This window comes from Aquiflexum sp. (genome assembly GCF_041749095.1).
Lineage (GTDB): Bacteria > Bacteroidota > Bacteroidia > Cytophagales > Cyclobacteriaceae > Aquiflexum.
This window is the reverse complement of record NZ_JBGTCA010000036.1, coordinates 1-13,923: the sequence shown is the minus strand read 5'-3', so window position 1 is coordinate 13,923 and position 13,923 is coordinate 1. Positions and strand designations below refer to the sequence as shown.

General features: G+C 40.3%; 7 protein-coding genes. 1 reads left to right on the top strand and 6 read right to left on the bottom strand.

Annotated elements, in window-relative coordinates; translation table 11 throughout:
• Window positions 1-10: 10 nt before the first annotated feature.
• From ACEW8O_RS02795 to ACEW8O_RS02780, 4 genes are all read right to left on the bottom strand, one after another.
• Entirely contained in the window at window positions 11-2,512 is a 2,502-nt protein-coding gene (locus ACEW8O_RS02795) for a SusC/RagA family TonB-linked outer membrane protein (RefSeq protein ID WP_373493101.1), read from the bottom strand.
• Window positions 2,445-2,813, bottom strand: a complete 369-nt coding sequence (locus ACEW8O_RS02790; RefSeq protein WP_373493100.1) for a carboxypeptidase-like regulatory domain-containing protein — start codon at window positions 2,811-2,813, stop codon at window positions 2,445-2,447. Before ACEW8O_RS02790 ends, ACEW8O_RS02795 begins: the two co-directional genes overlap by 68 nt.
• Before the next feature lie 11 nt (window positions 2,814-2,824).
• A complete protein-coding gene (locus ACEW8O_RS02785) occupies window positions 2,825-2,950 on the bottom strand; it encodes a hypothetical protein (protein WP_373493099.1) in 126 nt (41 codons plus the stop codon).
• Between the two features lie 75 nt (window positions 2,951-3,025).
• Window positions 3,026-4,000 carry a hypothetical protein gene (locus tag ACEW8O_RS02780; RefSeq protein ID WP_373493098.1) on the bottom strand — a complete coding sequence of 325 codons (975 nt, stop codon included), beginning with the start codon at window positions 3,998-4,000 and terminating at the stop codon, window positions 3,026-3,028.
• 425 nt (window positions 4,001-4,425) lie between these two features.
• Between ACEW8O_RS02780 and ACEW8O_RS02775 the strand changes: the two genes are divergently transcribed.
• Window positions 4,426-9,168: an ATP-binding protein gene (locus ACEW8O_RS02775; protein WP_373493097.1), complete on the top strand. Its 4,743-nt coding sequence runs from the start codon at window positions 4,426-4,428 to the stop codon at window positions 9,166-9,168.
• A gap of 3 nt (window positions 9,169-9,171) precedes the next feature.
• On the opposite strand, the gene ACEW8O_RS02770 is transcribed toward ACEW8O_RS02775, so the two are convergent.
• Together ACEW8O_RS02770 and ACEW8O_RS02765 are read right to left on the bottom strand one after the other, a co-directional pair.
• Window positions 9,172-12,276, bottom strand: a complete 3,105-nt coding sequence (locus ACEW8O_RS02770) for a glycoside hydrolase family 9 protein (RefSeq protein WP_373493096.1) — start codon at window positions 12,274-12,276, stop codon at window positions 9,172-9,174.
• A 15-nt stretch (window positions 12,277-12,291) separates the two neighbouring features.
• Window positions 12,292-13,923 (bottom strand): sulfatase-like hydrolase/transferase (locus tag ACEW8O_RS02765; protein WP_373493095.1); only part of this gene is annotated, 1,632 nt, incomplete at its 5' end.

Here is a 13,923-nt window from a genome sequence, read left to right as displayed (position 1 = left end):
TCTTACATTATTAAAATGACACCTGAACTCCTGCATTGAAACTTCTGACCGGAGGATACCTGAATGAATCTCTTCCCAGCAAAAACACCGACCCATTGTTGTTCAGGTCAGGATCCAACCCTGAGTATCCGGTAATGACAAATGCATTGACCACACTCACATATCCACGGACTTTTGAAAAGTTTTTCCCCAACAAACTTGCGGGAAGTGAATACCCCACCTGAATATTTCTTAACCTGATATAGTCTCCGTTTTCGATATACCGCTCCGATATTCTATCGTTGTTATTGGCATCCCTTAAGGAGATAATCGGCGAGGGTCCATCCGGATTCGAATCCGGCCTGTAAGCATCTTGTAATACTGAACTTAGCCTGTTTCTGTCCCTATGGGTAGAACCCAACAGTTGAAATGATTCATTCATGATCTGATTGCCCATTACACCCTGAAAGAAAAGCGACATGTCAAAATTGAGGTACACGGCATCGTATGTGATCCCAAAAAAGGCATCGGGATGTGGGCTTCCCAACACCATCCTGTCCCTGCCATCCACTATTCCATCGTCATTCAAATCCTTGAATCTCATTGCTCCGTTTTGGGGATTGATCCCATCTGTAACCCATCCATAGTGAACTGCAACGGGCTGCCCTATAGTTGTCAAAGTTCCCGCTTCCAAAAGTGTATCCTGAGCACTGTTGAGGGATAGCAGTTCGTTTTTATTGAAGGTGATATTGAACTTAACCCTGTAATCAAAATCCTTGGACACTACTTTATTATAGGCCAATTCCACCTCAACCCCCCTGTTGACCATACTGCCAAAGTTGATCCAAGGCTGTTGCACAATTCCTGTGTACTGTGGCAGAGGTGACCTGATAATCATATCCTCTGATCTTCTGTTATATACATCCAATGTGGCAACCAACATGTTATTGAAAAATGCAGCATCGATTCCAATATTTGCCTGCTTTACAGTTTCCCATTTCAGGTTTTCATTTGGAATGGTCAGGGGCCCTACCCCATCTATGATTCCGGTTTCCCAAGGATACCTAATTTCACTGTTTAATGTGGCCAAAAAACTGCCCAAAGTCCTGCCCAATTCACCATATCCTCCCCGTACTTTGAGATTGTCCACCCATTGGATGTTTTTCATAAAGTCTTCTTCTTTCATTTGCCAACCAAGGGAAAAAGATGGAAATACCCCATGACGGTTGTTTTGTCCGAAATTGGAAGAACCGTCTCTTCTTATACTTGCGGTCAAAAGGTATTTTGAGTCATAGGAATAATTGACCCTGGCCAATTGGGACACCAACCTGTCCTCAAAGTACCCAGCGCTTGCTTGGGGATTGAGACCTGTTTGGGGGACTTTTGTGCCGGGTTCCACATTATTTGCTGACACGGTAACACTTCTATTGATGTTTACGAGTACGGTGTAGCCTGCTATGGCAGAAACAGTATGCTTATCAAAATTCTGATTGTACCTGATCAAGGATTCAGTGTTAAGACCAAAGGACGAGGAATTCCTGAGTAAAATTTCATAGTCAGTCCGGCTGATGGCAGCTTGGGACTGAAATACCGGCTCTCTGTACCTTTCAAAATTAGTATTGGTAAAATTGGCATTCAGATCAGTCCGGAAACTAAATCCCTTTCCCAAGTCCACTTCACCGTATAGGTTTCCAAGTAGACCAAATGCATTGGTCTGAATAGATCTGAATTGATAAGCGAGCGGGTTTGCTATGTTGTTTCCCCCGGTAATCTCAGGAAATGGTGCTCCCAGACCATTGGGATTATTGGCATCAAACTGACTTATCTGTGGTGCAGCACCGTATAAGTTGGCCGGTGTATTCGCAAGGTCTGTTTCGGGTTTGAATCTGGCAAAAATATTCAGGGTTTCCCCAAAAGTAAATCTGGACTTCTTGAACTGTGTATTGACCTGCATATTGTACCGCTCAAATCCCGAATCGGCAATGACACCTTCCTGATTTAAATATCCCAATCCAAAATAATAGGTATTGTTTTTTCCACCTCCCGAAAAGTTGATGTTGTGATTTTGCATCAGCGCACTTTGAAAAATCACATCCTGCCAATCTGTGTTGATGGCCAAAACATCGGGGTTACTGGTCCATGAAGGTGGATTTCGGGGAACCAATCCCGTGGAAGAATTTCTGTATAGCAATGAGGTATATTCAGCATATTCCGCTGTATTCATCAGGTTAAACCTGTTGGCCACTGTCTGAATCCCAAACTCAGAATTATAATTGACCTGAAAGCTTTCCTCCTTACCTTTTTTAGTTGTTATAATAATAACGCCATTAGCCGCCCTTGATCCATAAATGGCAGCTGCTGAGGCATCTTTGAGTACCTGTAAGGTTTCAATACTGCTGGGATCGATATTGGAAAGCGTGCCTACACCTGTCTGAAGTCCATCAATGACCACCAAAGGATTGGGATCACCAAAAATAGTCCCAAAGCCCCTGACCAGAATCTGTGGATTGGTGCCGGGTTGACTGGAATTCACGATCTGAACACACGAGTCTTCCCTGCATGGCCATACCGATATTGGAAACAGGAAACTTTTTAAGCTCCTCGGTATCCATCACAGTCACTGAACCTGTCAGGTCTTTCTTTTTGGTAGTGCCATACCCCATTACCACAACCTCATCAAGATTGGAAGCCTCAAAGTCGAGCCGTACTGTAAGCGGACTTTGATCAATGATCTCAACAGATTTTGAGACATAGCCTATAAAAGAAATAGTAAGTGTATCCCCCGGTTTTGCTTCAATCGAAAAATTGCCTTCCTCATCGGTGATTGTTCCCATGGAAGTACCTTTCAAAAGAACACTGGCAAAGGAAGCGCTAGGGCATTTTCATCAAGGACTTTTCCCTTAATAAAATCCTGACCATAGCTTAGGTGAGTGGCCAAAAGAAAAACAAAGATTACCAGGTTTTTCAACATACTGTACATTTTTGGATTAAAAGAAATGGCTGTCCCAAAAAAGCCGGGACAGCCAATTCTATTGATGATTAAGCATTATTCGATAAATACCGCCACTTCAGCCGAAAAGGTGTCTATGACATACCTTAGGGTATTTGAGGGTTGTACGATAAGTTCACCATCTGCATTCGTAAATCTCAATCTAAATCCTCTATTGGAATCTATATCTGCCGGCCTCGGACAGATGACAGTTTCTTCCCCTTGTGCATTTCGGGTACTGACTGATATGTACCTTGCAGTTTGCGAAGTCACACCATTTACAGGATGGGGAAAATTCCAGAAACCAGGTCCGGAATTACTTCCATCAAATTGATTTCTGTATAAAGCAAAGAGCTCACCGTTGTTCAATCCTCCGTAATCAGGCTGGTTGCTGAATTCCAGTAATTGGACACCAAAGTTTGGCGAACTGGCGTTTTCCAGATAAAAATTGGCTGCTGGCTGAGAGATGGTAAAAACTCCATCTTCACCGTCCACTGCGTCCATCTGTGCCCAGGTAAAATCAGCAGCATTGGAAGAATTTCTCCATCTGATAAAAAATTCTTCTCTACTAAAATCTGTACAGGGATCAAAAGCCACCGTTTCGACATTGTAAGCCAGAGTGGATGAATTGAAAGTGATGGTGATATTCTGACCTTGGAGACCTGTAAGGTTGATGGGAGCGTTCTCTCCACAGGTCACTGTTCCGTCCACTACTTTTTGAACTGCTGTTCCTGAATTGGGGGCAGTCGCAGTACCAGGTGCTGAACCGAAAGTGGCATTGCTACCGCTGGCATTATTGGCGAAAACAAAAGAAAAAGCATCCAACTCAAAGTTTGTGACTGAAAATTCCCAGGTATTTGTTCCTGTAGATTCCATTTCTACAAACTGACTGCCGGAGCCAATAAAAATGCTGTTTAAATTTGGCGTGGTGCATGTGGGCACTTCATCTTCACCGTCACCACAGGCTGTAAACAGGAACGAACCGATCAATAGCAAAATAAAGAGAGATAATAGTTTTCTGGTTGATTTCATAACATGATGTATTTAAGGTTTTGCAATCAGTTTTATGATAAATTGACCTTGGCAATTTGGCACATGAAGAAAAAAAGTAGAGGTAGATTTTATCTGATAAGGAGGAATTTTAACAAGTCCAAAAAACCATCACTTCCATCCATTTTATCACCCGATTACGAAAACCTGGTCTTTCTAATAATAAAGTGGATGCTCAGGTAGGTATTTTTTCGGCGTGATTGGGAATGGAATAGACATATTGACGACAAGTCGGAAAAAATTCAGATCAAAATTCCTCTTTTTATGCCTAATTTTCTCCTTTAGCTCCTCTGTAGATTTGTAAATCGAAATGGGAATGATTGCCAGGACTGATCCAAAAAATTAAAAAGGGTCAATATTGATCAGAAAATCAAAGCTGAGTATATTACTGTTATAATAAAAAGAAGATGATTAGGAAAACTTCAGTTGCTTTTATATCCATTTTCTTACTGATTTCTATCTGGGGATTTGGGCAGCAGGGAACTGTCAATTTTGTCCATTACAACAATAATAAAGGCTTGCTTCCCGGTTCCATTACCATGGTACAGGACAAAGAAGGATTTCTTTGGATAGGCGGAACAAGAGGAATTGTAAGGTTTGACGGGTATAATTTTGTCAATTTCAATGAAACCATATTTGATTCGGAAAATTACAGAATACTTAGCTTATTGTCTGATGGGGAATTCTTATGGATCGGAACAGAAAATCAGGGCTTAATTAAATACAGCCCTTCAAAAAACCAACTGGAAAAGTTTGTACACATAATAGACGATCCCAATAGTATTTCCAATGATCAGATCAATGAAATTTTTAAGGACAATCAGGGTAATATTTGGCTTGGAACCTGGTTCGGGTTGACCAAATTCGATCCGAGTACAGGCAAAGCAGAAAACTTCCCTTTTGACACACCCGGAAGCAGGGAAATCTACAATTACAGTAAAATCGAAAAAATTGTATCAGATCAAACAGGAAACCTTTGGGTTGGCACCTGGGGAGGTGGTCTACATAAGTTTGACCCTGATTCAAATACATTTGAACATTTTGAAAATGTTTTGGGTAAAGGGGGCAGTAATCAATGGGTCAAGGACATTTACATTGAGGACAATAAGCTCTGGATTGCAAGTATAGGAGATGGTCTGATCATTTTTGATATACTGACAAAAAAATCAGAGCAGATCCAATTCAATCCAAGTAGTCTTTCAAAGGGTTATAAAAGATTGCTGACCATCTTTCCCAAATCTGAATCAGAGCTTTGGATCGGATCAGAAGAAGGGTTGATACTATTGAACAAGGCATCCAAAGAATATCAAATCATTAAGGACAATGGTCAAAAAAGACACAGTCTGATCAGTAGAAATGTTGAATTTATTTTTGAGGATAATCATAAGGGCATTTGGGTATTGGCAGGAGGATTAAACTATTACAATTATGGTGCGGACAAATTCACCTTAGTGGCAAACGAGAGTAAAAATCCAAAAGACAGGGAAATCCATGGCTTTTTGGAATTAAATGAAAATGAGATTTGGATTTCCAAGTCCAGCGGGATTTTCTCTTTCAACCCCAAAACCGGGGAATCAACCGAAATGTCAAATACCATTCCCGGGATTTCACATAAAATGCTGAAACTCCAGAATGGAAAAATCGCCGCAATAAGTACAAGAGAAGGTTTTACTGTCCATGACCCCCAAATAAATAAAAGCAAAAATTACAAGACCAGGGAAGGGAATCTGTCCGAAACATTGATCAGCAGTGTGCTTTTCGATATGGCCGAGGACAGTTTGGGCAATCTTTGGATTGCAGGTAATAATGGTCTCAGTTATTACCGTTTCAAAGACCAAAAGTTCCTGCATTTCAACAGCTCCCATCATTATGAAAAAGGTCTGAAAACCAATACGGTACAAAAATTGATTTTTGATAAAAACGGTGATCTTTGGATATTTTCAAGCAATTCCCAGATAAAATTCGGACATCTTGATCCAGCAATTTTTCAAACAGGGGGACACAGTGGCCTGGTGAAGGATTCTACACTGTATGCCTTCAAATATGGTTTTTCCAATCCAAGTTTCAAGTACACCATTTACACAGGTTCTGAATTTATCATAGTAAACAACAATATCTCTGCTTTTGATCCTATCACCCAGACTACAAGGGAAATTATATCCAAAACCGATTTGATGGACAAAGAGATAAGGGGAATTGAATTGGATAATCAATCGGGTCTTTGGGTTACAACCAATAATGGAATCATGTACCTGAACATCAAAACCAATGAGTTGACCAATTTTTATGAAAATGATGGTGTTCAGGCTAATGGATTCAATCAATATGCCATTCTCAAAAGTAAAAACGGGCAGATCTATGCAGGTGGCAACAATGGATTCAACATCATAGAGCCAAGCCAAATTACTCTCAATGATCATTTACCTCCTGTCAAAATCGTGAATTTCAGTGTATTGAATAAGGATTCTAAAACAAAGCCGGCTTATCTGGAAATGGAAGAGGGAAAAAATATAGATGAGAACTATTTAATCAAATCCCCCTCCTATCAGGATGAAATCATGCTGAGATACGATCAAAATCTACTCTCGATTGAATTTGCAGCTTTGAACTTCCTATATCCGGAAGAAAACCAATATGCCTACATGATTGAGGGGGTGGATAATGACTGGAACTTTGTACAGAACAGGCGATTTGTCTCCTATTCAAATCTTCCGGAAGGGAAATGGCTGACCTTCAAAGTAAAGGCCTCAAATAACAACGGCATTTGGAGCAGAAATGAAGCTTCTTTAAGGATATTTGTCACCCCGCCAATCTGGAATACCATTTGGTTCAAAGTGCTTGCATTGTTTGTATTGGTCAGCCTTATTTTAGGAATCTATTTTGTCAGAGTCAATCAGCTAAAGAGGCAAAGAAGAAAATTGGAAGATCAGGTAAGACAGAGGACTCAGGTAATTCAGGAAAAACAACAAGAGATCACCCTTCAAAATGAAAAACTGCTCAGCCAATCCGAAGAACTGAAAATACAGAACAGCAATACTGTCCTGTTCAGTGAAATGGGGAAAAAGATTACAGCTTCCATTAATCTTAAGGATATTTATCAAAAGATATATGAACTGCTTAATGAAGTGATTGATGCCAGCCATCTCGCCATCGGAGAAGTAAATAAAAGCAATAACTCCATGGATTATTGGGAAATAATTAATGGTAAAATAGACAAGCAATCCATTGACCTGGACGATAAAAAAAGACTCTCCATTTATTCATACAGGAAAAACCAATCTGTCTTTTCAAATAATATCAAGGAGGATATCAAGATGTATTTGGACAAACATGATGACCAATATAAAAAAGACCATATAAACAGCGCTATCTATATTCCACTTCAGTCACCTTCCAATAAAGTAATCGGCATACTGGTGGTCAAAAGCAAAAAGAAAAATGCCTTTGAGCAGAAGAATGTGAATCTGCTCAAGAATATCGCTGTCTATATTTCCATTGCGCTGGACAATTCCAACAAGTACAAAAAAATACAACAGCAATCAGAACAACTTTCTGAATTGGACAGGATAAAAACCCGGTTTTATACCAATATCTCCCATGAATTCAGAACACCACTTTCGTTGATTCTTGGTCCCATTGAGGAAATACAAAAAGGTAAAAATCTGACTTTTAAGGAAAGGAAATACGTGAATATCATCCATCAGAACGGTACAAGGCTGTTAAGGCTGGTGACTCAAATCATGGACCTCTCCAAATTGGAAGATGGAGTATTGAGATTGGAAGTATCCGAAGGTGATATCTGTGAAACGCTTCATTCCATTATAGATTCGTTTTATTTTGTGGCCGAAAAAAAATACATCAGCCTGAGGGTGAATTCTGAACTCAAGAGCTTTACGGGATATTTTGATAAAGATAAAATAGAAAAAATTGCCTATAACTTATTGAACAACGCTTTCAAATACACAGACCCCGGAAAAGATGTGGAAGTCGATATCAAATTAATCCGGGATCTCAAACAAAAGCAGGCCATCCAAATATCGATAAAGGACACAGGCATAGGAATCTCTTCTTCGGAAATCGACAATATCTTCCAACAGTACTACAGGATTCAGAACAACTATACCCAAAATATAATCGGAACAGGCATAGGCCTTTCTCTGGTAAAAAAACTAGTGGAACTGCACCATGGACATCTGGAAGTGGAAAGTGAAGAAGGCATTGGAACAACTTTTACCGTCACGATACCACTTGAAAAAAATGCCTACAAATACAATGAAGTTGTGGATGGTTTTATCAATAATCCCGACGCTGAACTTAATCTGGCTGATAAGGAATCAATCGTAGATAAGCCCATTCCTGAACTTCAATCAAGTGAGGTAAAACGAAAAATAATGATTGTGGAGGATAATGAGGAACTTTTGCAGTTTTTTGAAAATACACTGTCCAACAACTTTGAAATCATCCCCGCAACAGATGGTAAAGTAGCCATTGACATTTTGGAAACCGAAAAACCTGATCTGATAGTGTCAGATGTGATGATGCCCAAAATGAATGGTTTTGAACTTTGCAGACGGATCAAAGAAAATCCTGGAACGGGACACATCCCTGTCATTCTTTTGACGGCAAAAAGCAGCAAAAATGACCAATATAAAGGATTGGAGTATGGTGCTGATGAATATCTTTCCAAACCGGTAAACATTGGCGTGTTAGAACTCCGTATCAAAAACCTCGTAAAAACACTGGATTCGGTCAAAACCAAATATGAAAATAATCTGATCGGAGATATAGACAAGCTGGAAGTCAGCGATAATCATAAAGAATTTGTCCGGTCCGTGGTGAAAATCCTGGAGGAAAACATCACCAATCAGGATCTCAATATTGATTTTTTTGCCCAAAGACTTGGGGTCAGCCGGACCTTATTGTATGAAAAAATCAAAAATGCTACCGGAGAATCCTTGGGGGTATTTATTAAAACCAGCCGTCTGAATTATTCTGCAAAAGTCCTTCTGGAGAATCATTACAATACCTCTCAACTTGCTTATGCTGTAGGGTTCAACGATCCCAAATATTTCAGCAAATGTTTTAGAAATCACTTTGGGAAAAGTCCAAAGGAATTTTTGAAATCTAAAATTGAGGCCAGTAAAATCTAAAAATCAGTTTACCAGCACTTTTAAATGTTGGACACGAAATTCGGTCTGCAACACTAGAATATAAATACCCTGCAAAAAGGAACTCAGATCAATTTGAGGTTGACGTTCATTGGGATTGATCTTTCCTTTCATCAATGATCTTCCTTTGACATCGACGATTTCATAATCGATGGTTTTGGAAAAAAGAGGTAGCCGGAGATTCAATTTCCCATCCTTCACAGGGTTGGGAAAGTAAACCACCGGCCCTTCTTTACTTTCATTATTACCCAAAATCAATGAATTCACTTTTACTTCAATGATGGCGTTCAATTCAGGGTTTTCCAGTGACCTGACCCTAATCCTTGTCATCCCCTCATCTTGTGCCCTGATCAAACCTTCCTGATCAACGGTGGCTATTTCCCTGTTTTCAGATTCCCAAACCAATCTTTTGATCATTGCATTTTCCGGAATATATTCCAAAACATTGACCCTTTTGACCCCATCATAATCAATTTCCACATAGTCATCACTTAGAATAAATCCTTCAAGCCGTACATTTGGAAAATGCCCGGTCCCGAATCTTTTACCTTGATTATCAATTGCTATTGCTATGATTTCATTTTCAATTTCAGGTATATTTTCCCACAAAAATGAAAATGGAACCTCTGTGGATTGCCCGATTTTTTGTTTCCCGTAAAAGTATTCTACCCTGATGACGTATCCATCAGGATCCAGGGCATCAACTTCCAGGAGCGCTGAACCACCGCCTTCCATATTTTCAGGTAATTTCAAACTTACTATCGGAGCCTGATTTGGCCGGAAATCACCTGTTGACTTGCCGGAAAGCAGCGCAAAAACAGCGGCAGCAGGTGCAGAAGTCTGATGAACTGTATATTCATTGGTCGGCACATCATAGCGGTTGTTGAAAAAGCCTTCATGCAATGGCCATTGAGTCCTGTTGGGATAAATTCTATCCCATGCAAAATCACTGCTCCATGGCCCGTTATTTGGTGGCCACCCGTCACCATAAGAGGTGGGACCATAAGGGATAGTTCCGGGAATAAACTCCTGTCTCCCATCGGGATGAAGCCACGTATCCAAATGCAAAATCTGCTGCGGCGACTGATGGCCAAAACCAACCATCCATGTCATATCCAAAGGATTGCCGCCAAGGACATAGTCTGCACTTGTCAATGCCGCTCTGTAATATCTTTCCTCTCCTGTGATATAGTAAAGTACCAAAGCCGGAAATACCAAAGGGGTGGTTGCCTGACCAAGAAAAGTCCTGAAGTTAGGGCCAAACCCAACCCGGAAACTTCGGTTTTCGGCAGTCAAAACATATTCATTAATTGTTCTTTGTGCGGCAAAATTTAAACTGCTTTGCCTGGCTGAAGGATCAATATCTTCATTGGTATTTGTCAAATAAGCCCAAATTGCAAAATCCCTATTATCATCTGCATACCTTAAGGTTGATGGCGTATTGAAATCTGCAATATAAGTATCCTGATAGGCTTTTTCACCCGTGAGTTTATATAGCCACGCTGCCGCATACATTCTTGCATTGTGGTGATTGTCAGTGGCAGGGTCAAAATTTTCCGCTGCCCAACCATAGGCATCCAGTGCCTTTTCCAACATTTCACTGCTCATCTCTTCCATACCAAACAGTCCATAGCAAAATGCCAACTGTGCGACGAGACCGGAAAAAGTAAATGTGGTCACATGGTCTTCCCCGGAAATTGTCCATACCCTCACATCTTCCCACGAAGGAATGTTGTTAACTGTCTTGGTTTCAAAATCAGGATGAATCCTTGCTCCTGCTATCCCCCCATTTGGACCTCGGGTCCTATCCAGGTAATCAATTAAAAATCTTGCTTCATCCAGAATATCGGGGATGCCATTTCCGCTTTCGGGAATATTCAATTCCCCATCGGAAAAGTTTTCCTGCGCCAGTTCGAAAGCGGTCATCAAAAACCTGGGGATTTTCAAATGATTGTAATACCCGTCCCAGTCACCTGCATCCATATACCAGCCCCAGGTTTCCAGCTTATAATTGGGAAGTACCTTTGCATAGACATCTTCTTTTCTACCGTTTTCGGGAGAAGTGCTCAACCAGTCCATCCATCGTGAAGTAGTATATTGGAATCTCACCTGTCTATCATCCGGATGCAGATTTCTTGGTCTTGTCCAATCTGTATGTGCCCTTTCAAGCGGTATTCCGCTTCTTTGATGATACAGTTGTCTGATGGCATGGTAAAAGGGCTCTCTGTAAATATCCTCATCCAATCTGAAAGGGAAACTGCTTCCTATACCCTCGACAGCAAGTACATACTCACCTGAAACTTTAAAGTCAGAAAAATCACATTCCCATACATCCGACATGGAAAGAAAACCCTGTTGGGGAGTTCTTTGGAGGTCTATATAACCGGCATTGTCCAGATCCAGTCGTTTTTGAATATTTCCCTGAAAAACCCTTTCTCCTGACTGTTGGTCAATCAAATAAAAGTCTGCTCCTGAATAAGAATCCAAATCAAGTGGTCCCCCATCACCCATCCAATGAGACAGGTAAGCATATTTTACGGGAGCTGTGGGCTTGAAGCCAATCTGATTGGCATGTACAGCCTCTGACCGGATTTTGGTAAAATCGAAAACAAAGGAATCCTTATTGTAATTGTCTGCCAATTGGTCCAATTCGATAGTGTAGGTAAATCCCTGTTTGAGTTGGGAAGGTAAATGGAGATAAATAAAATGTTCATTGATGTAGTCATTGTCGCAAATACTGTTCACCCAGTTGCAGTCATTGGAAAAATCCTTTCCCTTGGTCTTTCTGCTGATTTTAATGGGTGATATTCCCTCTGCAAATTCCGGGTCATCAGGGCTGAAAATTTTGTAAGATTCCAAAAGTGATGCTTTGGCAATATCCAAAGGGAAGTTATATGTAACAGAAGTATTTTGACCCTGCCTATATCCGCTATGCTCAATATAACCATCATCAAATTGCAAAACCAAAATCCGGTCATTCAACACGGATAACCGCACCCAATCTGAAGCCAAAAGATTACCGGAAAGCATGGAAAACAAGAGCCCAAGAAATGATATTTTGTAATTGAAAGTTGTTAAGTAATTTTTCATCAATAATCCCTCTTTTTAATTCTCCAAAATACTTTCCAATGACCAGGAAATAAAGGAAGCAAAATTATAATCCGTATAAGGATGGGAGGCACCGCTAGGCGATTTATACCTTACCAGAACTTTGGATATTTCAGCCAATATTTCAGGATTATTTGGATTGGAAAGTTCCAAGGCTCTAGCTGCCTGAAGTTTTACTTCATCGATTGGATGATTCAGATTTTCAACCATTAAGTTGAGATATGAATCATTTTGGGTTAATAGGTATAGATGCTCTGCGGCCACAATCTGAACAGTTACTGATGCTGATTTCAGCAGTAAATTCAATTGCGGAATGAAATTCTTTTGGTCTGTAAGAGGTAATTGCCTGATTGCCATCAGACCCCAAAAAATTACCCCTGAATCGGAGTCTTCGAGTAAGGCGTTGATCTCATTTGGAGCGGCTTTGCCCACCATATTTGCTGCACTATAAAGTCTTTTTAAATCAAACTTTTCAAATTCATTTCTCAGAAAATAAGGGGATTTTCCATCTGCCCGCCTCACCATTTCACTTTCATAAAGAAAACCCAAATCTTTGGTTTCCATGACATAGTCCTGTAATCTTTTCCTCATCCATTCCAATTGCCCTTGATATTCATCCTTGCCAGCCAGATTATTCAGTTCATAAGGATCACTTTTGAGGTCATAGAGTTCTTCAATAGGTTTGGAACTGAACATTTTCAAACTTTCATGGGGAAGTTTACCGGCCTGATTTAATTCTAAAAGGTTTCTATAACTTTCCTTTTCATCAGAGAAAATCACAGAAGATTGGATATAGGGTAAATGAGGCATAAAGTGTCTGATATAAATAAACCTGTCATCCCTTACAGCCCTTGACATTTCATACACGTTGTCAGCCCTGCTTCTGAAAGCATAGATGTCCTTTCGAGGTTGACTTTTTCGCTGTTTGCCCAAAAATGGAAACCCTTCCATATAATCAGGAACCTGAATATCCGCTAAAGAAAGCGCAGTGGGCACAAAATCCACAAAGCTGACCAAGTCTTTGGTTTTTTCACCTGCTTCCATTGGCCTGAGGCTTCTGTACTTATCAGGTATGTGGATAATCAAAGGGACTTTTATACCTGTTTCATAGAGCCATCTTTTGTACCTGGGCATACCAAAGCCATGATCAGAAAAAATGAAAACGATGGTATTATCCAATAGCCCATCATCTTCGAGGTTTTGAAGTATCTCCCCTACCTCATAATCAAAGGCAGTAATCAGGTCATAATACCTTGTCCATAGATCTTTGAATTCCTCATTGTTTGGATGATATGGTGGTACAGGGACTGATCGGCTTTCGTGTCTGGCAGAATGGGGAAACAATTGCATTTCCTCCTCATACTTTTCTTTGGAATTACCTTTCCCCTCATGAGTGCTCTTCAAGGTAAATACGCTCAAAAATGGTCGGCCATCTTGAATTTTTCTCCAAGGTGCCTTATCGGTTGACCAATACTCCCAAAGTCCTTTGGGATCAAAATTATAATCGGTTTTTCCATAAAGACTCGTAAAATAACCTGCCTCTGAAAAAAGTGTAGGTAGGGTTTTAAGTTCCTTAGGATAGGGAGTTTCCGATCTCAAATGTTGTGTTCCGGTAGATGTGGCATATAG